The following is a 24,527-nucleotide window of genomic DNA, read 5'->3' on the forward strand; positions in this document are numbered from 1 at the left end:
CAGTGAATGGATCTAAAGTCAAACTCGCTCGCGTTGAAAAAGAACTAACTCAACAAGATCTAGCAGCATTAATTGGTGTAACACGACAAACCATTAATCTAATTGAAAAAGGGAAATATAACCCAACAATTAAATTATGTGTAGAGTTAGCCAAGTCTTTGGGTAAAACGCTAGATGAACTCTTTTGGGAAGAGGATTAAATTATTAGGAGGGAAATGTAAAATGATGTTTAAAAAACAAGTAATGGATGAACGAATTATTCTAGAACGTTATAAAATTTTAGGGATTACTGGTGCAGTTTTTTCAATCGGAATACTATTTGATGTTCTTTATAAGGCTTTATTTTTAAAAGCCTCGAGTAATTCTTTCATAGTAGAATTGATTATATTTTTACTTGCTGGAACCATTTATTTAATTTTAGGTATATGGAAGAGCGTATTATTTCAAATGAACACTAAGTCAGATAAAGTGATATTCAAATTTAAAGCATTTTGGTCAAGTTTATTATTCGGGTTATTATTTCTAATTTCTGATTTATTTACCAAGGATGATTTTGTGATCATAAAAAATCATTTAGGATGGACTTTAGTAGCATTTATGACTATAGTTCTTATTTCGTGGATTATTGATGTTTTTTTGATGAAGTTTGCAAATAGAGAGTAATAGGATAGGAGACGGATCAAATGATCACCGAAAGCAAATTTTTTGATAAGATTAAATTAGATTTGATTGATCACGAAGAATTACAAATAATCGTTGAAGGAAGAACTGTTCCTTCTAGCCCCACACTGATATTTTTACCGGAAATCTCCTGGTTAACAAAAGAAAATATGCAAGTAGTTCTTGCCTTTACCTCTCAGAGAATCATAGTTTATAAAATTCATCTCAACCAATCACTTTCTTTAGCCTTGGATATAAATAAGTCTGCAATAAAATCAGTTACAGAATCGAGTGGACCTCTAAACGGGGGAATTAAATTAACTCTTGATACTAAAAAAAGTTATAAGTTTATATTTAAAAAGGAACGAGTTAAGAAAATAAAACACTTTTTATCGGAGCAATATGGACTAAATTTCTAATTACTTTCGTCACGTATACTATTCAGTTTTTAATAAAATAAAAGGATAGAAAAAGCTGCTGCTTCTCTATCCTTTATTACTTTACTATTTAGTGAAAGTCACAATAAAAGTTTCATAAGTCCTTGAATTAAAATTATGAATGCCTTTTTAGTATCTTAAGACTTCACTGCCTCGGCTGTAACTTCTTCAAATGGCCAAGATGGAAGCATTTTTCTTAGGATTTTATCTTCTCTGTAGCCAAGATCATATTCAGCTTGCATAATTGTATGAATTTCTCTTGTTCCTTCGTAAATAACAGGTGCTTTTGAGTTTCTTAAGTAGCGCTCTACTGGGAATTCGTTTGAGAATCCGTATGCACCGTGAATTTGCACTGCATCGTTTGCTGCCTCATTTGCTGCATTACAAGAAATCCATTTTGCAAGTGATGTTTCTCTTGTATTTCTCTTTCCGTTATTTTTTAACCAGCCAGCTTTATAAACTAATAGACGCGAGATTTCAAGGTTTGATGACATTTTAGCGATCATTTGTTGTACTAATTGATGTTTACCGATTTCTTTACCAAATGTTTTTCGCTCATTACAATATTTTACGCTCGCTTCAAGTGATGCCTGGATTAATCCACAAGCACCAGCTGCAACTGTAAATCGTCCATTATCAAGCGCAGACATTGCAATTTTAAATCCTTCACCCTCGAAACCTAGTAAGTTTTCAGCTGGGACCCTTACATCCTCTAAAAATACTTCACCAGTATTACCTGCTCTAATTCCCATTTTTCCTTTAATCGCTTTTGTGGAAACGCCTTCAAATTTCCGTTCTACGATAAAGCAAGAAATTCCATGATGCTTTAAGTCATGATTTGTTTTCGCAAAAATTAAGAAATGGTCAGCTACATCACATAAGGAAATCCATGTTTTTGACCCGTTTAAGATGTAACTATCTCCATCTTTTACGGCTGTTGTTGCCATTGCTACTACATCTGATCCTGCATTTGGCTCTGTTAATCCAAAGGCGCCAATTTTCTTACCTTGCGCTTGAGGAACAAGATACTTTTTCTTTTGTTCTTCAGTTCCCCATTGAAGTAATGTCATACTATTTAATCCAGTATGTACTGAAACAGCAGTACGGAAAGCAGTATCCCCACGTTCTAATTCCTCACATACAATCGCTAATGTGTTATAATCCATTCCTACCCCACCGTATTGTTCTGGAATACATACACCCATTAGTTGTAAATCTGCAAGTCGCTTTAGAATATTAGCTTCAAAATGTCCTTTTTCATCCCATTCTTTTATAAAAGGGATAATTTCTCTGTCAACAAATGACCTGACTACTTTCCTTACACTAATTTGTTCCTCTGATAATGAAAAATCCATTTTTATTTCCTCCTTAAATTGTTTTATTTCGTTTCATTTCTTCTATTTCAATTTGGGAATATCCTAGTTTACTTATTATTTCTTCTGTATGCTCACCATGTAAGGGTGGGTGTCTTACTACTTCAATAGGTGTTTTTGATAATTTTAACGGTGATCCGACTAATTTTAGATCCTTTATAAAAGGATGGTTTACATCCAACACCATATCTCTTGATTTAGCTTGTTCAGACTGTAAAGCTTCACTCACATTATTTATTGGGCCATTTGGGATCCCTATTTGATCTAATAATTCTTTCCACTCATGTTTACTTTTCATCTTCAACTTATTTTGAATTAATTGCTCTATTTGTTTTCTGTGATTTAAACGGCCCGTATTTGTCTTAAATTTTTCATCTAATAAGTTTGGTTCATCAATTAGTAAAGTAAACCTTTTAAATTGTTCGTCATTACCTACCGCTATGACTATTTCACCATCACTTGCAGTAAAGACTTGATATGGAACGATATTTGGGTGTTGATTCCCCATTCGTTCAGGAACAATTCCACTACATAAATAATTACTAGCTACATTTACTAAAGCTGCTAGTTGCGAGTCAAACAATGAAATATCGATTTCCTGACCTTCTCCTGTACGATCTCGATTCTGAAGTGAAGCAAGAATCCCAATACATGTAAATAGACCAGTTAAAACATCCGAAATAGCTACACCTACTTTTGTTGGATCTGCCTCTTTCTCACCGGTAATGCTCATTAGACCAGACATCGCTTGGATAATATAATCATAACCTGGTAAAATTGAATTTGGCCCTTCACTACCAAATCCGCTAATGGACGCTAATATGATGTCTTCTTTTATTTTTTTTAAATCCTCATACCCAAAACCTAGTTTTGTCATTGTGCCAGGTTTGAAATTTTGAACAACTACATCAGCCTCTGAAACTAGCTTTTTTAAAATTTCTTTACCTTGTTCACTTTTTAAGTTTAGTGTTATGCCTTTTTTATTGCGGTTTGCACATAAATAATAAGCGCTTTCCCCTTCCACAAAAGGTGGCCCCCACCCCCTTGTTTCATCGCCATTATTTATACTTTCTATTTTTATAATCTCTGCTCCTAAATCTCCAAGGATCATCGTACAAAAGGGCCCGGCGAGTACCCTTGTTAAATCTATGATTTTTACTCCATGTAATGCACCTGGCAATTTTTCCACCTCTATTAATCTAGTAAATAAACCAGTAAAACGATCAATCACAATAGTTGAATTGAATGTTTTACTGGCTTACAACTGAGCTTTGTATTAACAGTGAATTTATTAAATGTCTAATCCAATTGAAATATATTTAACTTCTAAAAATTCCTCAATTCCAAAGTGACCGCCTTCTCTTCCAAGACCGCTCTCTTTATAACCGCCAAATGGGACTTGTACAGCAGAAGGTGTACCATCGTTTAGTCCAATAATTCCGTACTCAAGTGCTTCTGTAATACGGAAAGAACGACTTAAATTTTCCGTATACACATATGCTGCTAGACCGTAATTTGAATTATTCGCTCTCTCAATTACTTCTTCTTCGGTTTTAAACGTAGTAATTGGTGCAAGTGGACCAAATATTTCTTCCTTCATACATGCCATTTCATCTGTAATACCCGTTAAAATAGTTGGTGCATAATAATACCCATTTTCCTCTGAAGGTTTATTCCCACTATATACGACTTTTCCACCATTATTAGTAGCGTCTTCAACTAGCGTTTTCACCTTTTCTAAAGCTGCATGATCAATTAGTGGACCAACATCAATTCCTTCTTCTAAACCATTACCCACTTTTAATTTTTCTAGCTCTTTTGTAAATAACGCTATAAATTCTTCGGATACACTTTCCTGTACATAAATGCGATTTGTACAAATGCAAGTTTGACCTGCATTACGGAATTTTGACTGAACTAAGCCAACCGCTGCTTTTGATAAATCAGCATCATCCATGACAATAAATGGTGCATTTCCACCAAGTTCTAGCGAAACCTTTTTGACATTCTCTGCTGCTCCTACCATCAGCGTTTTGCCAACTTCAGTAGAGCCAGTGAATGTAATCTTTGTTACTCTTGGATCTTTTAACCAAACTTCGCCAATTTCAGAAGACTTACCAGTAACAACATTAATTACACCTTTTGGAATTCCCGCTTCATGAGCAAGCTCCGCAAGCTTTAATGCTGTTAGAGGTGTTTGGGTTGCTGGTTTAATAACTGTTGTACAACCAGCTGCAAGTGCAGGAGCAACTTTTCTAGTAATCATAGCTGCCGGGAAATTCCAAGGAGTAATTGCTGCTACAACTCCTACAGGTTCTTTCCTAATTAGAATTCGTTTATTAGGTTGTGTTGCAGGAATTGTTTCTCCATATATACGTTTGCCTTCTTCTGCATACCAAGAAATAAAACCATTTGCATAAGCAGTCTCACCTAACGCTTCTTTGAATGGTTTACCTTGCTCAATTGTCATTAATTTAGCAATTTCTTCTTTCTTTTCATCAATCAGACGATACCAATTCATTAATAAATGGTATCTTTCTTCTGCTGTCTTTTTTGACCAAGTTTTAAATGCTGTATGAGCAGCATCAACAGCTAATTTAGCTTCATATGTTCCACCCGTTGGAATTGCCCCTACAACTGCACCTGTTGCAGGATTTGTAACCTTCGTATAATATTCATGATCGTTCCCAACCCATGTACCATCTATATACATCGGGTAGACTTCATATTTCTCTTTAATTTGGCTCATGAGTTTACCTCCAATTGTAATTCTGGAACTAATACAGCTTCAATTGACTCCCTTAAAATATCTAGTCCTTCTTCTAGCTGTTCATCTGTAATCGTTAATGGCATTAACAATCGAATTACATTTCCAAAAATACCTGCGCTTAACAACATTAACCCTCTATCGTTAGCTTCTTTTACAATCTTTCCAACTGTCACTTTATCTGGTGTTTTATCTTTCTTATTTGTTACAATCTCCATCGCACACATTGCGCCAATTCCGCGAATATCACCTATTTGTTCAAACTGTTTAGCCCATTCGTGCATTTTCTCGTTAACTTTTTCACCAATTACAACAGCTCGCTCATTTAATCCTTCTTCCTCAATGATATCAAGTACTGCTAACGCTGCACGACATCCAAGTGGGCTTCCAGAGTATGTGCCACCTATTTCTCCGGCATCAGAAGCTTCCATAATTTCTTTTCTACCAATAACACCACTAATCGGCACTCCTGCACCCATTGATTTTGAAATTGTCATTAAATCTGGCTCAACTCCAAAGTGCTCAATTGCAAAATATTTACCAGTTCTAGCAAAACCAGTTTGGATCTCATCTGCTACAAATAATATTCCATATTGCGTACAGATTTCTCTAACCCTTTTTACAAAATCAAGATCAGGGACAATAAAGCCACCTTCACCTTGAATTGGTTCCATTACGACTGCAGCAATTGTTTCTGGTGCAACCTCTGCAATCAAGAACTGTTCAAATTGTTCAATGATAAATTTACTATATTCTTTTTCATCCATTTGATCTGGACGACGGTAAACATATGGATATGGAGCTTTATATACTTCAGGAGCAAATGGTCCAAATCCATATTTATATGGCTTAACTTTACTTGTCATCGTCATTGTCATTAATGTTCGACCATGGAATCCTCTAGTAAAAGAAATGATTCCTTGACGCTTCGTATATTTTCTTGCAATTTTCACTGCATTTTCAACAGCTTCTGCGCCACTATTAAAAAATGCTACTTGTTTTTCAAAACTGCCAGGTGAAAGCTCTGCTAATCTTTCTGCAAGCTGAATATAAGATTCATACATCATGACATTAAAGCCTGTATGAATATAATCTCCAGCCTGAGCTTGAAGTGCTCTTACTACTCTTGGATGGGAATGGCCCACATTTATGGTTCCAATTGCACCTGCAAAGTCAATAAACGTATTACCATCAATATCCTCAACCAGTGCACCCTTTGCCTTTTTTACAAATGCTGCACTATTATTACTGATCCCTTTTGGAACTACTTTATTTCTTCTAGCAACCAACTCTTGTGATTTTGGTCCTGGAATTGAAGTTTGGATTTTAACGAATTTTCGATCTGCCATAATTGCACCATCCTATCTATAATGATTTTTGAATATAATGAAAGCATGTCATGATTATCAGTCATGACATGCAGAAAATATTAAACTTCAATAGTAGATAAAATTTCTTTAAATGCACTTACTACAGTATCAACTTCTTCATAGCTAATTTTTAAAGAAGGCTCGATACGAATTGTTTTTGAGTTAATTAATGTACCAGCAACAAGGATCCCTTTATCAAACATTCCTTTCGAAACTTCATAGCCAATTTCATCTTGATGGAACTCGATCCCAATCATTAAACCTTGACCACGAATTTCTAACACTTTGTCTTCATGTCCTTTTGCTGCTTCTTTTAATTGATCCAAGAAGTAAGCCCCAACTACTTCTGCTCTTTCAGGTAATTTTTCTTCAAGAAGCACACTGATTGTAGCAATAGCAGCTGCACATGCTAATGGATTTCCACCAAATGTTGTTGTATGCATAAATGGATTTGGGAACCAGCTTTTAAATACTTCTTCTTTTGCAACTACTGCTCCAGCCGGCATCACTCCTCCGCCGAAAGCTTTAGCAAGACAAATAATATCTGGAACTACTTCATATAAATCAGCAGCAAACATTTTACCAGTACGTCCCATACCTGTTTGCACTTCGTCAAAAATTAATAGAGCTCCGTACTCATCACATAGATCACGAACTTCTTTTAAGTAGTTAGGAGGAGGAAGAATAATTCCACCTTCGCCTTGAATTGGCTCAAGTATAACTGCTGCAACATCTTCACCTACTAACGAGCAAGTTTCAAATGTTTTTCTCATCATATCAATGTCTCCAAATGGAACATGACGGAATCCAGGAATTAACGGTAAAAACGGTTTACGGAACATACCTTTTGCAGTACCAGATAAAGAACCTAAGCTTTTTCCGTGGAATGCACGTGTAGTTGAAATAAATGTACTGCGCTCACTATACATTTTTGCAAGTTTTAATGCTGCTTCTACACTTTCAGTACCACTATTTGTAAAGAATGAGAATTTTAAATCACCAGGTGTAATTTCTGCTAAAATTTTAGCAAGCATTGCACGTAATGGATCTAATAAATCTTGGCTATGAAGTGCTTGTCTTTTTAACTGATCTGTAACTGCTTTGATAACTTTTGGATGACGGTGACCAACATTATAAATTCCAAATCCGCCTAAACAGTCAATATACTCTTTACCATTTACATCCTTAAAGCATGACCCGCTATCTGACCATTCAACAGATGCAAATTGACCACCTTCTGTAACAGTTTTGCGGTAAGCTAGGAAACCTGGGTTTACATGCTCTCTAAAACCATCAACTGTTTCCTTTGTGATCCATGCAGCGTCTTCTTCTGTAACTGTCTCTTTTTCTATTAAACTTAAAACCTTATTAATGTACTCGGTTACATTTTTTTCGCTTTTTAATTCGTTTTTTAAATTGATACTCATTTTGTTCACTCCTATAGTCGTTTTATCTATTTTTATCTTTCCGATCTGTCTCTTCTTATAACTGCCTAAAATTATTCTGCAAACCATCCAATTGGTTCAACTTGTAAGTTAATGTTTATTTGTTTAATTTCTTGGAATTCTTCTAGCCCAAATGTACCTAAGCTGCGTCCTACACCGCTTTGTTTGTAGCCACCCCAAGGTGCTTCATTATAAGTTGGGTGATATGAGTTAATCCAAGTAATGCCTGAACGTAACTTTTTAATCACTCTTAAAGCTTTTGCTCCATCTTTACTAAATACAGCACCTGCTAAACCATAAACAGTTCCATTTCCTAGTTTTATTGCTTCTTCTTCAGTTTTAAACTTTTGAATACATACAACAGGGCCAAAAATTTCTTCTTGAACGATACGCATATTTTGTTCAACATCTACGAAAACAGTCGGTTCAACAAAGTAACCTTTTTCTAAACCATTTTTTTCAATTCGATTTCCGCCACAAGCAACTCTTGCGCCTTCTTCTTTACCAATTTGTATATAACTTAAAACTTTTTCTAAATGTTCTTTGCTTACAAGTGGACCCATTTCTGTCTCAGGTGCATCTCCAGGACCAACTTTAATCTTCTCAGCACGCTCAACAAAACGCTCAACAAAGCGATCATAAATTGATTCTTCCACTAAAATTCTAGAACCAGATGAGCAGACCTGGCCTGATCCTGCATAAATTCCAAATAGAGCATAATCTACAGCTGTTTCAAAATCTGCATCTGCAAAAATGATATTTGGAGATTTCCCGCCAAGCTCAAGCGATACTTTTTTCATCGTATCGGCCGCTGTTTTCATGATATGTTTACCTGTTTTTGTTCCACCTGTGAATGAAACCATATCTACATCTGGGTTTGAAGCGATTTCATTTCCAACTACTGGACCTGCACCCATCACCATGTTTGCTACACCGTGTGGAAGGCCAACCTCTTCAAAAATCTCAAATAATTTCTTTGGAGTAACTGGTGTAACTTCTGATGGTTTGTAAACAACCGTATTACCTGCCGCTAGTGCTGGAGCAAGCTTCCAAACACTCATTAATAATGGATAGTTCCACGGAACAATTAATCCACATACACCAATTGGTTCACGAACAACCATCGCTTGCATTGGATCTGCTACATGATAAGTAAACCCATCCGGCTTTGTAATTAACCCCGCATAATAACGGAAGCACGCTGCTGCATCAGCTACATCGAAGCCAGCTTCACGGTTCGGTTTCCCATTATCTAACGTTTCAAGTTTTGTTAACTCTTCTTGGTACTCTTCTATTTTGTCCGCAATTTTAAATAAGTAAGTTGCCCTTTCTTGAGCAGATAAATCAGACCATCTTCCATCATTGAATGCTTTACGAGCAACATCAATTGCCTCTTTCGCATCTTCAACCGTTCCTTCTGGAGCATATGCAATGATTTCTCCATTTGCTGGGTTAATAACAGGGCGTTTTTCATGATTGCTAGAATCTTTCCATTCGCCATTAATAAACATCTTTAAATCAATTGTTTTAAATTGAACATCGACCATTGTATATAAACCCTCCTTAATTACTTAACAATTTATTAGTTTGCAAGAACTGTGCCAACTTTAATGCACCTATTTATAGGGGTTTCCTTCATTCCTGTGCAGATTATTATTCAATTTTGCATAACACTATTACGCTTTGCATAACCTTTGAAACTCGGTAGAATTCCTGCAATCATTAAACGTTTTTAAAACTATTTTTATAATCAGACATATTAAGAAAATTCATTGCATAGGCTAGAACACCATGAAAGGAGGAAGATATTGTGTTGCTTGCAGGAACATGCATTGCGGTGGGACTCATCATCATATTCATGGCATTTAGTATCTCAGTGGATCAAGTTAGTATGACTGAAGTAATTGATAGTAATGTTGAAAATATAGGGGATTTAGAGAAATAAAAAAACGCACCCACTTAGTGCGTTTTTTTACTCTATCAATTAAATGATATAAAATCACTTTGTAAACTCTTATCTTGCATTATCTTTTGATACTTACGACTAACAGAGGACTGACTAATACCTAAAACTTGTGCAGCTTTCGTTGTTGTTTTATATTGCTTCATCGCAAGCACAATAAGTTGCTCCTCAACATAATCAATCGCTTCTTGTAGAGGAATTACCTTATTAATGACTGGTTTAGATTTATTAAAGTCATAACTATTTGGTAAGAATTGATTAACATCCTCTGCATTAATTATTTGATCTTCAGCAGAGACGACTAATCTTTCTATAATGTTTTGAAGTTCTCTAACATTGCCAGGCCAAGAATAAAATTCTAATACGTTAATTGCATCTGGCGTCAGATGAAAACTCTTATTATATTTTTTATTTAATTGCTGTAAGAAATGGAAAGCTAATAATGAGATATCTTCAGTTCTTTCTCTTAACGGTGGAATATTTAAAGGTATAACATTTAAGCGATAATACAAATCCTCCCTAAATGTACGTTCTTCAACCATTTTTTCTAATCTTTTATTTGTAGCTGCAATAATTTGTACATTTACTTTAATTGGCTTTGTACTTCCAACTGGAATTACTTCTTGTTCTTGAAGGACTCTAAGCAGCTTAACTTGTAAATGCAATGGCATTTCACCAATTTCATCTAAAAATAAAACACCTTCATCTGCTTGCTTAAAATAGCCATCCTTATTTTGATCTGCTCCTGTAAACGCTCCTTTAATATAGCCAAAAAGCTCACTTTCTAGAAGATTTTCAGGTATTGCACCACAATTTAATTTTAAAAACGGTTTGGAAGAACGATTTCCTAATTGATGAATAGCCTGTGCTATTACTTCTTTCCCTACACCAGACTCCCCATGCAGTAAAACAGTGGAAGAAAAATCAGCAATTTTTTTCGCTTGGTTGATGATTTGCTCCATTTTTGGACTACAGTAAATCAGTTTTTTGACAAAGCGATCCTTGCTCTTTATGTCTTCAAGCTCCTTTTTATATTGCTCAGAAATCTTCTTCATCTCTTTTAATTCCGTTTTAAGGCGTGAAGTTTCTGTAATATCCCTAGAAGCAACAATGATACGTTCAATTTCCATATTCTCATCAAAAACTGGATTTCCTACCGCAAGTACTTTACGTCCATTAATTGCTTCTTGAACAATTGAGACTTTCTTCTTTTTTTCTAAAACGAGTTTTGTAACAGATGGCGTAAAAAGTCCTTGATTTTCGAATTCTAAAATACTCTTTCCAAGTAGTTCCTTTAAATCTACGTTCCAAAATCCAGGAATTATATTTTCACTGTAACGGATTAGCTCACCCTTGCGATTTACTACAAGAATTTCATCATAAATACTCGATAAAATGGCATTCAAATCTTTATTTAAATCTTTTACATATTCTATTTCAGAGGCCATTTCTTCAACCATTGGAAGATCTTGTACAACAATCACAACCCCTTCAACCTCGTTATCAACGAAAATTGGGCTATAATCAACAAGAACACCCATCTCGTCACTTATTTGAATCTGATTAAGAATTGTTTTACCTGTAGCAAATACATGATCGACTTGTTCACCGCTAAAAATCGTTTCCGCTTTTGTATTAATTACTTTTTCTGATGTTGATTTAATCATTTTTAACCCAGCATCATTGCAATTGACAATTACTTTATTTTTATCTACAACAAATGTTCCCATCGGTATCGATGTTAAAATGCTCTTTAATAAATCCACACTTTTATTTTCTTGTTTGAAAAGCTCCGCTAATATATCTTCACGAAGTATGTAACCAATTGGCATTTCTTCCTCTTCTTTTACAATCGAGATCGGTTCACCAATAATTTGAAATAGAGTAGTTATTGAAATTTGCTCACTTAAACGACTAACACTATTTATCGATTGAGAAGAACTAGTAATCTTTGAGATTGCTATATTTTTCTTTTTATTACTACTTTGAGTAATATTATTTAATTGAACATAACTAACAATCTGATTTTGCTTACGTAAGAATAAAAAGGGTTCATTTATATTGGATAAATCGATTTCATCGTTTTCTTTATATTCATCTATATCTATTGTGATGACTGGTCTTATTTGTTTCTCATTTATTGATAACATTACTTTTCCCCCCTTATGTCTAAACCATTATACATTCCTATTTTAGCAGAATTTTTAAATTTATCATAAAAATCTAAAATTATAATTTACTAATCTATTTAACACAAATAAAAGAAAGGGCAGTCTCTTAAGTCTATTCGACCAGAGACACCCCTTTATTTGTTAGAAAAGATAACGCATTAATTAAATAAAATGTTATTAATAGATCTATCACACTTAACTCAATCGCTAGCGGTAACAAACAAATCCTCTTTGACATACGCAAGAACCATTCCAGGAACTATTTTGTCTCCATTTGAGACCTCCAATGAAACAACTTCACCACTTATTCCTTGATGAATAACTTTTGTCATTCCATCTGTAGTTTTAATAAAGAATAAAGGCTCCCACTCATAAATTCTTGAATCTTTCTGAATAGCAGTCTCTTCAACTGTTCCATGGTAGTCACTGACAATGACTCCATAATACATAAAGCTCACTCCTTTTTTTGCACATTAAAAATGTAAAGTTTTGCAGCGAAGAAGGTTATTCGCTTTTGACCTATCCTTAAAGTCCGCCAATAAGCGAATTTATCTTTAAAAAATAATTCTTGATATTATAACTCGCAGATGTGTTTTGATGGTAAAACCATGCTAAAGAAATTTTGGATTTCAGAAATATCCTCATCAGCAATACCTAATTTAGGAGCCCAATAATGTTCAGAGTGAATATCTTCTAAACATAATAATGCCATTTTGCTAGATTGAATTGACGTAACCATTGATTTTCCATAAAAGTGGTTTGAAAAGGCAATTGATAAATCATATCGATTGTTCTGCGTTAATAAACAATAATGGTGTACAAGCTGTTTTTCCGTTGATTCTGAAATAATATCAATCATTCTAGATCTCTCCTTTTGTTTTAGAATTTTACCCAACCTCTCAAGCGACAAGCTTCAGCAATTTTACGAATTCCTTCAATATAGGCAGCTATTTTCATGTTTACATTATATTTTTGTGATGTTTTATAAACTTTTAAAAAGCTATCTGTCATTTTTTCTTTTAATCTCTCATCTACAGTACTCTCAGTCCAATAATAACCTTGCATATTTTGACACCATTCAAAATATGAAACAACAACTCCACCTGAGTTAGCTAAAATATCAGGAACGACTAAAATTTCTTTTTGATCAAGTATTTCTAGGGCTTCTTTAGTAGTTGGTCCATTTGCTGCTTCAACAACAATCTTGCATTTCAATTTATCCGCATTACGGTTGTTAATAACACCACTTATTGCTGCTGGAATTAAGACATCACATTCCTTTTCTAATAACTCTTGATTAGAAATCGCATTTTTAAATAGGTTCGAAACAACTCCGAATGAATCACGGTTGTCTAATAGATATGGAATGTCTAAACCTTTTGAATCATAAACTGCTCCGAGTACATCTGATACTCCAACAACCTTTGCTCCAGCTTCATGTAAGTATTGTGCTAAGTAACTACCAACATTACCGAATCCTTGAATAATGACCTTCATATTTTTTATCTCGATTTTCTGTATTTCACTAATTAACTCAAGAGCATAAAATACTCCTTTTGAAGTTGCCGTCTCACGACCTACTGACCCCCCTAAAGTTATAGGCTTACCAGTAATAAAGCTTGGTGAATCAAACTCTCTAATATGGTCATATTCATCTAGCATCCAAGCCATTACTTGTGCGTTTGTATACATATCAGGTGCAGGAATATCTTTAGTAGGTCCTACAATTTGGCTTACAGCTCTTACATAACCTCTACTTAATTTTTCTAGCTCATTCATACTTAATTGTCTTGGGTCACAAACAACCCCACCTTTTGCTCCCCCATAAGGTAAATCAGTAATACTACACTTTAAACTCATCCAGCCAGCTAATGCTTTTACTTCCTCTGGCGTTACATCAGGATGAAATCTAATTCCCCCTTTTGTAGGTCCTAATGCATCGTTATGTTGAGCTCGATAACCTTGGAATACTTTTGTCTCACCATTATCCATTTGAACGGGAATACTAAATTCTAAAAAGCGCATTGGTGTTTTAAGGAAATCAAATACTTGGCTCGGATAGTTCATTATGCCGATTGCTTCATTTAACGTTTCTCTAAACTCCTGAAGGGAATCATCTATTTCTACCTGTTCACTACTCTTTTTATTTTGTTCTACTTCAGTTAATTTTGAACTCATTTTCTACACCTCATAAGTTATTTTAATAATTTAGTAGCAATTCCTGTGCCAACTTGAATTCATTTGATTATTTTGTGAAGTAATAAATAGACAAAAGCTTATTAGAAAGGCAGTTACAAGACTTTCATTACTTTTAATATTTTTTTGAATGGTCCAATTAAGGCATTATTTTCTTCAATTACCAAAATCGATCCTTTAGTGGAAATATGATTGAATGCATGGATTATTCAATTTTGCATTAATCATTATTCAAAATTGAATTAATTAATATGCACTATCATGGTAAAGGGAATACAAACGAAATATCTTAGAGTTTTTAAACATAAAAAAGCCACAAGGAATAAATTGCCTTGTGACTTCTTCATTGTGAGTTTACTACACAGCAGCCTCTTCTTCATATTTAGGAGGTGCAATTTGGAATGCTTTAGTTAGGTAAATTAAATATAATAATCCAACGACGAACCAAACTGTTCCCATTATTAGTGAGCTTTTTTCAATGTTAAACCATAAGATTGCTACCGATGCGGCTCCAATTAAAGGCAAAATTAGGTAAGAAAAGAAGCCCTTAACTGATCTTTGCTTTCCTCGAATGTAAAAATGGTTAATGACTGATAAATTAACAAAAGTAAATGCCATTAGTGCCCCAAAGTTAATTAAAGAAGTGGCTGTTACTAAGTTGAAAAAGATTGCTGATAATGAAATCACACCAACGAAAATTACGTTAAATGCTGGTGTTTTCCATTTTGGATGAACAAAACCGAACCATTTATCTGGGAAAACTTTATCGCGCCCCATTACATATAACAAACGTGATACACTCGCATGTGACGCCAATGCAGAAGCAAGAGTATTAATAAAGGTAATACATAAGAAAATTGATTGAAATAATTTGCCACCTACATATAAAGCAATCTCTGGGGATGCAGCATCTGGATGTTTAAATCGAGATATGTCAGGATAGTATAATTGAATGAAAAAAGATGTAACTGTGAAAATTACTCCCCCCCAAAGCGCTGTGTAAAGAATTGCTTTAGGAATCGTTTTTGCTGGATTAATTGCTTCTTCAGATAAAGTAGAAACAGCATCAAATCCTAAAAACGAGAAACATAGAATTGTTGCACCGGTTACTAATGTGCCAAAATGCATTCCAGCATTATATAGTGGTTTAATACTGAATCCTCCATATCCTTCACCATGATGTAACCCTTGGATTACAAGAATGATAAAGACAACCATAATCGCAAGCTGGACTAATACAAAGAAGGTATTGAAATTTGCTAGCATATTTATACTTCTTAAGTTTAAAAATGTTACAAGCCCTACAAAACCAACTACCCAAATCCAAGTTGGAACATTAGGAAAAAGTGCATTTAGGTAAATTTTAGTTAATAAAGCATTTACCATTGGTAAGAACAAATAATCTAATAATGATGACCAGCCAACAAGGAAACCTAGGTGACCACTAATCGCTTTCTGCGTGTATGTATAAGCAGATCCTGCATCAGGAAATACTCGTACAAGCTTGCCATAGCTTATCGCTGTAAATAACATGCCAATTAAAGCTACAATATATGCAGTTGGTACGTGACCATTCGTTACATGAGATACAATTCCAAAAGTGTCGAAAACAACCATAGGAGTCATATAGGCTAACCCCATCATAACTACTTGCCATAACTTTAAGGATCTTTTTAACTGTGTTTTATTTTCCACCTATCATATCCCCTTCGTTTTTTAGATTAAGCGCTTACACCATTCTTACTACTTCCTTATAATTCTTACTTTTCCGACATAAACCTCCTTTTTTTGAATATTTAAATAAGTCTATTTATAGATTTGCAAGTTTTATGCCAAAATATTAATTTTTTGTAAACGTTATAAAGAACAGCTACTATAGCTTTGAAGTTATTGAGTATTATAGAAAAAACAAAAATCCCTCCGCTAAATTCTACTTTTATACCAGCCTGCTTGTTATTCAATCCTGCATACATTATTCAAGACCTCATAAGATTTATCTCTCTTTTTTTACGAATCTCTAAAAATACTTACATCTATTGGACTGGCACGGAAGTTGCATTGTTAACTGTAAACTATCACTCTGCCAACTTTTAGGTCAGAGCAAAGTAAATAGATTTTTTACCAAATTAATAATAAAACTTTTAGTTAATCAAATCAGACTAACTATGAGTTTAATTATAAGAAAATTCTGTAAATAAATTTTAAAATTTGGAGGAGATGATTTATGAGTAAACAAGGAATCGATTCAGAGGCTTTACAATCGTTTAACTACAAACAGGAATTACAACGATCATTAAAATTTTTCAGTTCATTTGCAGTTGCGTTCTCATTTATTTCAATCACAACTGGTATTTTTAGCTCTTATAGTCTTGCTTTAGGAGCAGCTGGACCTGCTGGAATTTGGACATGGCCATTTGTCATGGTGGGACATTTACTTGTAGCCTTAATATTTGCCGATTTATCCAGCAAAATTCCTTTAAGTGGTTATGTTTACCAATGGGTTAGCCGTTTAACGAATCGAGGATTTGGTTGGTTTACAGGTTGGGCAGCTTTATGTTATTTAATTATTGTTGTACCTACTGTTGATTATGGTGTAGCACCAATTTTTCTTGATCTATTCGGTATTAAAAGTACAACTACAGTTCTTACAACCGTCGTACTAATTACAATCGTTATTCAAGCATTATTAAATATTTACGGAGTAAAGATTGCTACAATCATTAATAATTCAGCTGTCTATACAGAAGTAATCGGATTTATTGGCATTATTATTATTTTAAGTATTGTCTTATTTTTCAAAGGAGCAGATTTTTCATTATTAACTTACACTGCTCACAAAGTTGGCTCAAATGGAAGCTATTTAACAGCATTTGTACTATCAGTCGTAATGGGCTCTTATACTTTAGTTGGCTTTGAAGCAGCGGCAAACCTAGCAGAAGAAACAGTTGATGCTAATAAAACTGTACCTAAAGCCATCGTTTACTCAATGTTACTTGCAGGTGTAATTGGATTTGTTTTCTTAATTATTGTTACTTCGGGAATTAAAGATATTAATCGTATTATGGCTTCTGCTTCCCCCATTTCTGATATTTTGCAATCACGTTTGGGCACTGCAGTAGCTGACTTCTTCCTTGCGTTAGTGATCGTTTCAATTTTTGCTTGCGGGTTAATCATTATGGCTTCTGCTTCTCGACTTATTTATGCCCTTTCAAGAGACAATGTGTTTTTCGCATCAAGTGTTTTTAAAAAGGTAGATAAAAAACATAATGTACCTTACAATGCGATCATTTTAGTTTCTGTATTAGGCATTATTGCTGTTTTCTATTTTGGAAAACTATCATTATTAATAGGTACTTCTGCGGCACTTCCGGCCATAACTTACTTAATTACTGTTATTGCATACGCTACTAAAATTAAAAATTTACCGGATACAGATGGTTTTAAGCTAGGAAAATGGAGACTTCCTGTTACAGTTCTTGCAATTATTTGGCTAGTATTTGAAGTTGGTATTTTAACACTCCCAAAAGATTTCCTGCCAACTACTAAAGTTATCCTTTACTTATTTCTTGCTGGAATTATTATTTACTGGACCGTATTCAGGTCTAGAATACAGGAAGGGAAAATTGGTATTAATTTAGAGAAGGATTTGGATATGTAAAAGAGAAAAAATAAAGCCGATACTCCTTATTTTAGAGGAGATCGGCTTTTTTAAATAAAAAAATAGATTAGTATTCTAGCTTCCACATATATCTTCTTTTTGTTAACGGGTGATTCCTAACTTTAGCTAATGCTTCCGCATACACTCGTAAAACACCTGAAATTAAAATTGGATTGAAGTAATCTACTACTTCTTTTGCGATGACAGACCCCAAACCAAAATCTTTTGCGTCCACCACAGTCGTTTTTGCTTCGAAACGATTTAAGAAATCAAGCGCACGAGAATCCATATCCCTTGTTCTTCCGTCATTCATCAATAATAAGAATGGTACGCCTTTGTCTACAATTTCAAATGGTCCGTGGAAAAATTCACCATCATGGAATGTTCCTGAGTTAATCCATTGCATTTCCATTAGTAGACAGATTGAGAAGGAGTACGCAACTTCATGCGTTGCGCCGCTGGACATTACATAAATCACTTCGTCGTCTTTATAAGCTTTCGCAAAAGCTTGTGCTTGTGGAAGAGCCGTCGTAACAGATTGTTGAATTAAATCGTAAATATTGTTAAATCCATCTTGCATTTTCTCATAATATTCGTAGCCTTCAAATTGATTCAAGATTTCAACTGCTAAACCTAGTACCTTCGTCATTTTTTCCATTTTCGCTGCATAGTTAGCTGCCCAGCCATGGTAGACTACATAATCAGCATCTTTTGTGATTGCGGATTCTTTTTCATATGTAACGGCAATTACCTGTGCCCCTAGTTCTTTTGCTTTTGAAGTTGCAGCAACCGTTTCTGGAGTTGATCCACCTAGTGAACATGTAATCACGATACTTGTGTCATCTACGGACACTGGAGTTGCATAATTAAATTCATTTGCAGTATAAAGACTGACACGAAGTTGTTGAGCATTAGCCTCTAAAAAATATTTTGCTGGATATAATTCCGCTTTTGAAGCACCACATCCTACAAAAAATACACTTTTAATTTCTGGCTGCTTTTCTTTAATTTGAGAAATGACATAATTCAATTCCATTTTTATCCCTCCGCATATTATATGATATAACATTATATAACGTTATATTAACGGTTAGATCCTATAAAGTCAATAACTATTCTGAAAATTATTAATCTTAAATAAATATAGTGAAATTATTATATACATGAAAACACTTTCATTATATAATATTATATAATGACTTATCGCTCGAAAGGACCATATACCAAATGAAACTAAATAATTCGATTTCAACGCCTTTATATGATCAATTAAAACAAATAATTAAGGACTCCATCTTGCAAGAAGTATATAAACAAGGTGAGAGACTTCCGAACGAAACAGAACTATGTGAAATCTATGGTGTGAGTAGAATAACAGTTAGAAGAGCCATACAGGACTTAACCGATGAAGGTCTACTAGAGCGCAAACAAGGAAAAGGTACATTTGTCATGCGATCTAAAATAGCAAGAGAATTAGTTTCGGTTGATGGTTTTACAGACTTTAACAAACAATTAGGTAAAAACCCTTCCAAGCAAATTCTTGTTTGTGAGGAATTAAAAGCAACTCCAAAAATTGCAGAATCGCTTCATATTACAGTTAATACTCCTGTATTAAGGCTCGTTCGATTGATGTTTATTGATGACTACCCATTTACACTTGATGAAACTCACTATTCTTTGGAACGTTTCCCTAATTTAACAAGCCACTTCCTTCAGAATAGTTCAACTTATGAAGTACTAAAAAAGATCTATAACGTCGACATGAATGCTTGTACTACCCATAAAGTTATCACAGTAGTGCCGGCTGGAAAGCTTGAAGCAGAACATTTAGATTGCGAACTTGGTGAAACTTTATTTAATATTGATAAAACGGTTTACGATGAAAATAAAGTCCCAATCCATACTTCAAACTTTAAAACACGTACTGAATTAATTGCTTTGACAATTACAACTTAAATGGTAATAAAAAGACTTCTCTTGTGATGACAGAGAAGTTTTATTGTGTAGAAATAGTATTAAAGCATGAAGATGAAGTTAACTTACTTAAAAACAGGGCATGAGGAAGTATTAAAGCTTATGTTTGATAATAACATCGAGATCTGATTAATTTTAATTGATATTGTTTAGTAATAATCAAACCTCAATCTAATTTTTTGTTATTTCGTTTAGTATTCGTGCTATTCACTCAAATTTCTTTCTAATTAGTGGCCTTATTTGCTGTTAACCCGATTCTATTTGCAGATTTCCAATTTTAATTTGCAATTATGGCTTTTTTATTTGCACCTCCACATTTTTTTCAACACGCCAAACAGGCATCGATGTATTCGCTGCCTGTTTTAAGCTTCATTGATAGATTAGTATTCTAATTTCCACATATATCTTCTTTTTGTCAATGGATGATTACGAGCAATTGATAATTGTTCTGCATATGTTCGAATGACACCAGTAATTAGCATTGGGTTAAAATAGTCTACAACTTCTTTTGCAATGATAGAACCGAGTCCAAAATCTTTTGCATCTACAACCGTCGTTTTTGCATCGAAGCGATTTAGGAATTCTAGTGCTCTTGAATCCATTCCTCTAGTGCGCCCATCGTTCATTAATAGTAGAAATGGTACGTCTTTATCTACAATCTCAAAAGGGCCGTGGAAGAATTCACCATCGTGGAAGCTTCCTGAGTTAATCCATTGCATTTCCATTAGTAAACAGATTGAAAAAGAGTAAGCTACTTCATAAGTTGCTCCGCTAGACATTACATAAATATAAGGTTCATCTTTGTATGCATCAGCAAATGCTTTTGCCTGTGGTAGAACCGTCTCTACTGACGATTCAATTAGAGCATAGATTTTTGAGAAGCCATCCAACATTTTATCGTAGTACTCATACCCTTCAAATTGGTTAAGAATTTCAACGGCAAGGCCAAGAACCTTCGTCATTTTTTCTAATTTTGCTGCATAATTTTCTTCCCAGCCATGGTATACAACATAATCAGCATCGTTCGTTATAGCAGCATCCTCAACATGTGTAACCGCAATTACATGTGCTCCTAGCTCTTTTGCTTTGGAAGTGGCTGTAACAGTTTCTGGAGTAGTGCCACCTAATGAGCACGTGATGACAATACTCGTTTTATCAACGGAAACTGGAGTAGCGTAATTAAATTCATTTGCTGTAAAAAGGCTTGTGCGAACTTGCTTCGCGTTCCCTTCTAAGAAATATTTTGCTGGATATAAATCCGCCTTTGAAGCACCACAGCCTACAAAAAATACACTCTTAATATCGGGCTGTTTTTCTTGAATTTGTCTAATTATGTACTTTAATTCCACTTATTTCTCCTCCAATAATATTTATTTGTATGCTTTTACATAAATTGTTCAAAAGCCTTCATATTTCTAATGTCATGGCTAGCGGGATCTTTAAAATATCTAGCATCCGTAATTTCTTGTGCTAAATAACCTGTATAACCATTCTTTTTGAGTGTCATTAAAAATTCTTTTAAGTTGTGATTACCATCACCCCATATAAGATGTCCATAAGGATTTCCATCGACAAAATGCATATGGACAATTTCGTTACCAAAAGTATCAAACCAGTCCTGCAACTTTTCACCTGCCACTCCCATGGCTGTCGTATCGATGAGAATCTTTAAATTAGGATGACCAATCTCATCAAACATTCTTTTTGCATCATTAACGGTAGTTACCAAATTAGATTCCTCTGGACGTAAGCTTTCCAACGCTAATGTAATCCCTTCACGTTGCGCTACATCAGCTAACCTTGAGAGCATTTCTCTTGATCGTTTCCAAGCTTCTTCACGATCTTCATCATAGTAGCCCCATCCTGAATTGCACTGCATGATTGGACAGCCTAATTCAGCGGTTGCTTTAATTCCATTTGAAAAATATTGAAAGCTTTTTTCAAATATTTCTGGTTTTGAAGCTGCAAACTGATATTGATACATACAGTTTTCTGGTGTAAAAACTTTTACCTCTAAACCTCTTGAGTTAATTTTTTGTTTTAGCTGTTTGCAATTAGAGTAAGTCATTGGATCTAAATAATAATGAGGAACGCCTGTCCAAAACTCCAGACTTTTAATTCCTGCTGCTACTTGAGCTTCCAAAAAATAATCTAATGAGTAGCGCATATAATGGATATTCATCCCGGCTATTTGTTCCCTACTTATTAATGACGTTGTACTCATTATTCATAAACCTTCCCATATCCAAAAGAACCATCAACTAGGCATTGCTTTGAAGAAAAGTCGGCTGCTTTTGCAAGGCTGTCAATAATGATTTGATCTTCATCTAAAACACCATCTTTAAGTTTGTTTAAATAGTTCACCATGAAACAAGTAATAAAGGAATCACCTGCACCCATCGTGTCAATTGGTTTTACAAGCTTTGGTTCCTGTATATAGAATTTAGTTCCATTAAATAATAGAGCCCCTTTTTCCCCCATGGTACATAGCACCAATTTACATCCCATGTTTGATACTTTTAACATAAGATTAAGCATTTCATCTAATGTTAAATGGCTACATGAAAAGTAGGCGTAATCGACTAATGGAGCGATTTTGTTTATTTTATTCTCCGTAAAATCAGAGGAAAAATCGAAGCCAATCGGAACACCTAATTCTTTAACCTTTGGTAATTCCTCCTCTGTAAATCCGTATAATCCTGAATGAACTAAATCAAATTCTTTAATATAATTTAAATCTTCAACTGTTAAATTTAATCCTTGTTCTCTTAATACACCGCAGCGATTACTACCTATAAAAACTCGGTCTCCATCTTTTAGGGATACTCGCGCACAGCCGTTTTCTCCTTCATAAACTCTGCTATGACTGATGTCTAATCCAATCTGATTAATGCTATCCTGCACATGTTCAGCTTCTTTGTCTGTTCCAAATGCACCTAGAAATGCAGCATCTACACCAAGCCTTTTAGCGTAAACCGCGAAATTTAATGCATTTCCTCCAGGATACATCGTTCGTGTATGTTCATATTTGTCTACAACATTGTCGCCTAATCCTAATACTTTCATCATTTAACCTCACTTATAATACCTTTGATAAGAAATCAATTGTCCTTGGGTGCTTTGGATTTTCGAAAAATTCCTTTGGGTTGTTTTCTTCTAAAATTTTGCCTTGATCAATGAACAGTATTCGGTCACCCACTTCTTTTGCAAATCCCATTTCGTGCGTAACAACAACCATGGTCATTCCTTCTTTTGCAAGTCCCTTCATTACTGCCAAAACCTCTCCAACCATTTCAGGGTCCAAAGCAGATGTTGGTTCATCAAACAACATAACCTCAGGCTTCATAGCTAGTGCTCTTGCGATGGCAATTCGCTGCTGCTGACCGCCAGACAAGGATGATGGATACGCTTCTATCTTCTCTAGTAGACCGACCTTTTTTAATAACTCTATTGCTAAATTCTTTGCTTCTGGCCCCTTTAATCCCTTTACTTTAATTGGAGCGTGGCAAATGTTTTGAGAAACATTTTTATGTGGAAAAAGGTTAAACTGCTGAAAAACCATTCCCATTTTTTCTCTTACTTTGTCTATATTGACCTTCTTAGCTGTAATATCTTGCTCATTTACTAAAATTTTTCCGCTTGTTGGTGTTTCCAAAAGATTGAGACATCTTAGGAACGTACTTTTACCAGAACCAGAAGGACCTATTACAACAACTACTTCTCCCTTTTTAATGGTTACATCTATTCCTTTTAAAACTTCACTTTTTCCGAAGCTCTTATGTAAATCATTAACGACGATCACTAGTCTTCAACCTCCTTTCAACAATCCCTAGTAATCTCGACAAAGTAAATGTCAATACTAGGTAGCCAAGAGAGGCTACTAGAATGGGTTCTAATCCTAATGCCGTATTTCCCCTAACAATAGTAGTTTCATACATTAGCTCAGCTACTCCGATAACCGATACGATTGAAGAATCCTTAATACTACCAATAAATTGGTTACCTAGTGCAGGCAAAATATTTTTGAATGCTTGAGGCATGATAATATCAAACATCGCGGTTCTTTGACTCATTCCTAAACTTCTTGCTGCTTCCATTTGACCTTTGCTAACTGCTTCAATTCCAGAACGAATCGTTTCTGAAATATAGGCTGCGGCATTTAGTGATAAAGCGATTGCACCTACCGCCAAGTCTGGTATATCTATACCGCTAAGAAGAGCAGGTACACCAATATAAATAATGTAAATTTGAGCTAGAAGTGGTGTACCTCTGATGAACTCTACATAAATATCTCCAATTAGTTTAACGACTTTATACTTAGAACGTCTTAATAAGGTTAAAGCAACGCCAAGGATACTTCCTAAAACAACCGCTATCAACGCAAGAATGATTGTTATATAGATTCCTGTAATAAAAAATTGATAATAGGTTCCAAGGAATGAAAAATTCAATTGACTCCCCCCTTTTGAATATTGTTTTATATGTGATAAACGGTATGATCAAAAGTTTTAGA

General features: G+C 34.6%; 23 protein-coding genes. 6 read left to right on the top strand and 17 right to left on the bottom strand.

Annotation, left to right across the window (positions count from 1 at the left end; all coding sequences use genetic code 11):
* Positions 1 to 2: 2 nt before the first annotated feature.
* Genes RAH41_RS11595 through RAH41_RS11605 form a run of 3 tightly spaced genes read left to right on the top strand, consistent with a single transcriptional unit; the run spans position 3 to position 1,079 of the window.
* Entirely contained in the window at positions 3 to 200 is a 198-nt protein-coding gene (locus RAH41_RS11595) for a helix-turn-helix transcriptional regulator (RefSeq protein WP_331222636.1), read from the top strand.
* A gap of 22 nt (positions 201 to 222) precedes the next feature.
* The gene (locus RAH41_RS11600) at positions 223 to 663 is read left to right on the top strand and encodes a DUF6773 family protein (protein ID WP_331222637.1); all 441 of its coding nucleotides are present in this window, start codon (positions 223 to 225) and stop codon (positions 661 to 663) included.
* Between the two features lie 20 nt (positions 664 to 683).
* Complete coding sequence (locus tag RAH41_RS11605) at positions 684 to 1,079, top strand: hypothetical protein (protein ID WP_331222638.1); 396 nt, start codon at positions 684 to 686, stop codon at positions 1,077 to 1,079.
* Between the two features lie 155 nt (positions 1,080 to 1,234).
* Here RAH41_RS11605 and RAH41_RS11610 read toward each other — a convergent pair whose 3' ends face one another.
* From RAH41_RS11610 to RAH41_RS11635, 6 genes are all read right to left on the bottom strand, one after another.
* Positions 1,235 to 2,452, bottom strand: coding sequence for an acyl-CoA dehydrogenase family protein (locus RAH41_RS11610; RefSeq protein WP_331222639.1), 1,218 nt, complete (start codon positions 2,450 to 2,452; stop codon positions 1,235 to 1,237).
* 13 nt (positions 2,453 to 2,465) lie between these two features.
* The gene (locus RAH41_RS11615; RefSeq protein ID WP_331222640.1) at positions 2,466 to 3,650 is read right to left on the bottom strand and encodes a CaiB/BaiF CoA-transferase family protein; all 1,185 of its coding nucleotides are present in this window, start codon (positions 3,648 to 3,650) and stop codon (positions 2,466 to 2,468) included.
* 111 nt (positions 3,651 to 3,761) lie between these two features.
* The gene (locus RAH41_RS11620) at positions 3,762 to 5,183 is read right to left on the bottom strand and encodes an NAD-dependent succinate-semialdehyde dehydrogenase (RefSeq protein ID WP_331222701.1); all 1,422 of its coding nucleotides are present in this window, start codon (positions 5,181 to 5,183) and stop codon (positions 3,762 to 3,764) included.
* Between the two features lie 32 nt (positions 5,184 to 5,215).
* Positions 5,216 to 6,586, bottom strand: coding sequence for a 4-aminobutyrate--2-oxoglutarate transaminase (gene gabT / locus RAH41_RS11625; protein WP_331222641.1), 1,371 nt, complete (start codon positions 6,584 to 6,586; stop codon positions 5,216 to 5,218).
* An 80-nt stretch (positions 6,587 to 6,666) separates the two neighbouring features.
* Positions 6,667 to 8,034 carry a putrescine aminotransferase gene (locus RAH41_RS11630; RefSeq protein ID WP_331222642.1) on the bottom strand — a complete coding sequence of 456 codons (1,368 nt, stop codon included), beginning with the start codon at positions 8,032 to 8,034 and terminating at the stop codon, positions 6,667 to 6,669.
* Between the two features lie 71 nt (positions 8,035 to 8,105).
* Positions 8,106 to 9,599 (bottom strand): aldehyde dehydrogenase family protein, encoded by a 1,494-nt coding sequence (locus RAH41_RS11635; RefSeq protein ID WP_331222643.1) that lies wholly within the window; start codon positions 9,597 to 9,599, stop codon positions 8,106 to 8,108.
* A gap of 263 nt (positions 9,600 to 9,862) precedes the next feature.
* On the opposite strand from RAH41_RS11635, the gene RAH41_RS11640 reads away from it, so the two are divergent.
* Entirely contained in the window at positions 9,863 to 9,997 is a 135-nt protein-coding gene (locus RAH41_RS11640; RefSeq protein WP_331222644.1) for a hypothetical protein, read from the top strand.
* Between the two features lie 35 nt (positions 9,998 to 10,032).
* Here RAH41_RS11640 and RAH41_RS11645 read toward each other — a convergent pair whose 3' ends face one another.
* The 5 genes from RAH41_RS11645 to RAH41_RS11665 form a co-directional block, all read right to left on the bottom strand.
* Positions 10,033 to 12,165 (bottom strand): sigma 54-interacting transcriptional regulator, encoded by a 2,133-nt coding sequence (locus tag RAH41_RS11645; RefSeq protein WP_331222645.1) that lies wholly within the window; start codon positions 12,163 to 12,165, stop codon positions 10,033 to 10,035.
* Positions 12,166 to 12,386: 221 nt separating this feature from the next.
* Entirely contained in the window at positions 12,387 to 12,635 is a 249-nt protein-coding gene (locus tag RAH41_RS11650) for a hypothetical protein (RefSeq protein WP_331222646.1), read from the bottom strand.
* A 125-nt stretch (positions 12,636 to 12,760) separates the two neighbouring features.
* A complete protein-coding gene (locus tag RAH41_RS11655) occupies positions 12,761 to 13,045 on the bottom strand; it encodes an SAV0927 family protein (protein WP_331222647.1) in 285 nt (94 codons plus the stop codon).
* Between the two features lie 20 nt (positions 13,046 to 13,065).
* On the bottom strand, positions 13,066 to 14,364 hold the full coding sequence (locus RAH41_RS11660; RefSeq protein WP_331222648.1) for a Glu/Leu/Phe/Val dehydrogenase: 1,299 nt from the start codon (positions 14,362 to 14,364) through the stop codon (positions 13,066 to 13,068).
* A 375-nt stretch (positions 14,365 to 14,739) separates the two neighbouring features.
* Positions 14,740 to 16,077 (bottom strand): APC family permease, encoded by a 1,338-nt coding sequence (locus RAH41_RS11665; protein WP_331222649.1) that lies wholly within the window; start codon positions 16,075 to 16,077, stop codon positions 14,740 to 14,742.
* A gap of 529 nt (positions 16,078 to 16,606) precedes the next feature.
* Between RAH41_RS11665 and RAH41_RS11670 the strand changes: the two genes are divergently transcribed.
* Positions 16,607 to 18,040: an APC family permease gene (locus tag RAH41_RS11670; RefSeq protein WP_331222650.1), complete on the top strand. Its 1,434-nt coding sequence runs from the start codon at positions 16,607 to 16,609 to the stop codon at positions 18,038 to 18,040.
* 67 nt (positions 18,041 to 18,107) lie between these two features.
* On the opposite strand, the gene RAH41_RS11675 is transcribed toward RAH41_RS11670, so the two are convergent.
* Complete coding sequence (locus RAH41_RS11675; RefSeq protein ID WP_331222651.1) at positions 18,108 to 19,076, bottom strand: SIS domain-containing protein; 969 nt, start codon at positions 19,074 to 19,076, stop codon at positions 18,108 to 18,110.
* A 191-nt stretch (positions 19,077 to 19,267) separates the two neighbouring features.
* Between RAH41_RS11675 and RAH41_RS11680 the strand changes: the two genes are divergently transcribed.
* Complete coding sequence (locus RAH41_RS11680) at positions 19,268 to 19,996, top strand: UTRA domain-containing protein (protein ID WP_331222652.1); 729 nt, start codon at positions 19,268 to 19,270, stop codon at positions 19,994 to 19,996.
* Positions 19,997 to 20,394: 398 nt separating this feature from the next.
* On the opposite strand, the gene RAH41_RS11685 is transcribed toward RAH41_RS11680, so the two are convergent.
* The 5 genes from RAH41_RS11685 to RAH41_RS11705 are packed head-to-tail and all read right to left on the bottom strand — an operon-like array spanning position 20,395 to position 24,465.
* The gene (locus tag RAH41_RS11685) at positions 20,395 to 21,363 is read right to left on the bottom strand and encodes an SIS domain-containing protein (protein WP_331222653.1); all 969 of its coding nucleotides are present in this window, start codon (positions 21,361 to 21,363) and stop codon (positions 20,395 to 20,397) included.
* Between the two features lie 35 nt (positions 21,364 to 21,398).
* Complete coding sequence (locus RAH41_RS11690) at positions 21,399 to 22,238, bottom strand: sugar phosphate isomerase/epimerase family protein (RefSeq protein ID WP_331222654.1); 840 nt, start codon at positions 22,236 to 22,238, stop codon at positions 21,399 to 21,401.
* Complete coding sequence (locus RAH41_RS11695) at positions 22,238 to 23,083, bottom strand: fructoselysine 6-kinase (protein ID WP_331222655.1); 846 nt, start codon at positions 23,081 to 23,083, stop codon at positions 22,238 to 22,240. Before RAH41_RS11695 ends, RAH41_RS11690 begins: the two co-directional genes overlap by 1 nt.
* A gap of 10 nt (positions 23,084 to 23,093) precedes the next feature.
* Positions 23,094 to 23,816: an amino acid ABC transporter ATP-binding protein gene (locus RAH41_RS11700; RefSeq protein ID WP_331222656.1), complete on the bottom strand. Its 723-nt coding sequence runs from the start codon at positions 23,814 to 23,816 to the stop codon at positions 23,094 to 23,096.
* Complete coding sequence (locus RAH41_RS11705) at positions 23,803 to 24,465, bottom strand: amino acid ABC transporter permease (protein ID WP_331222657.1); 663 nt, start codon at positions 24,463 to 24,465, stop codon at positions 23,803 to 23,805. The genes RAH41_RS11700 and RAH41_RS11705 overlap by 14 nt, the downstream gene beginning before the upstream one ends.
* Positions 24,466 to 24,527 lie beyond the last annotated feature (62 nt).

The organism is Gottfriedia acidiceleris (assembly GCF_036421055.1).
GTDB classification, from domain to species: Bacteria; Bacillota; Bacilli; order Bacillales; family Bacillaceae_G; genus Gottfriedia; species Gottfriedia acidiceleris_C.

Excerpts from the sequence above, each read along its gene's own strand:
- RAH41_RS11600 (WP_331222637.1), top strand. The coding sequence starts at position 223 with ATGATGTTTAAAAAACAAGTAATGGATGAACGAATTATTCTAGAACGT.
- RAH41_RS11605 (WP_331222638.1), top strand. The coding sequence starts at position 684 with ATGATCACCGAAAGCAAATTTTTTGATAAGATTAAATTAGATTTGATT.
- RAH41_RS11610 (WP_331222639.1), bottom strand. The coding sequence starts at position 2,452 with ATGGATTTTTCATTATCAGAGGAACAAATTAGTGTAAGGAAAGTAGTC.
- RAH41_RS11620 (WP_331222701.1), bottom strand. The coding sequence starts at position 5,183 with ATGTATATAGATGGTACATGGGTTGGGAACGATCATGAATATTATACG.
- gabT (WP_331222641.1), bottom strand. The coding sequence starts at position 6,586 with ATGGCAGATCGAAAATTCGTTAAAATCCAAACTTCAATTCCAGGACCA.
- RAH41_RS11630 (WP_331222642.1), bottom strand. The coding sequence starts at position 8,034 with ATGAGTATCAATTTAAAAAACGAATTAAAAAGCGAAAAAAATGTAACC.
- RAH41_RS11635 (WP_331222643.1), bottom strand. The coding sequence starts at position 9,599 with ATGGTCGATGTTCAATTTAAAACAATTGATTTAAAGATGTTTATTAAT.
- RAH41_RS11645 (WP_331222645.1), bottom strand. The coding sequence starts at position 12,165 with ATGTTATCAATAAATGAGAAACAAATAAGACCAGTCATCACAATAGAT.
- RAH41_RS11650 (WP_331222646.1), bottom strand. The coding sequence starts at position 12,635 with ATGTATTATGGAGTCATTGTCAGTGACTACCATGGAACAGTTGAAGAG.
- RAH41_RS11655 (WP_331222647.1), bottom strand. The coding sequence starts at position 13,045 with ATGATTGATATTATTTCAGAATCAACGGAAAAACAGCTTGTACACCAT.
- RAH41_RS11660 (WP_331222648.1), bottom strand. The coding sequence starts at position 14,364 with ATGAGTTCAAAATTAACTGAAGTAGAACAAAATAAAAAGAGTAGTGAA.
- RAH41_RS11670 (WP_331222650.1), top strand. The coding sequence starts at position 16,607 with ATGAGTAAACAAGGAATCGATTCAGAGGCTTTACAATCGTTTAACTAC.
- RAH41_RS11675 (WP_331222651.1), bottom strand. The coding sequence starts at position 19,076 with ATGGAATTGAATTATGTCATTTCTCAAATTAAAGAAAAGCAGCCAGAA.
- RAH41_RS11680 (WP_331222652.1), top strand. The coding sequence starts at position 19,268 with ATGAAACTAAATAATTCGATTTCAACGCCTTTATATGATCAATTAAAA.
- RAH41_RS11690 (WP_331222654.1), bottom strand. The coding sequence starts at position 22,238 with ATGAGTACAACGTCATTAATAAGTAGGGAACAAATAGCCGGGATGAAT.
- RAH41_RS11695 (WP_331222655.1), bottom strand. The coding sequence starts at position 23,083 with ATGATGAAAGTATTAGGATTAGGCGACAATGTTGTAGACAAATATGAA.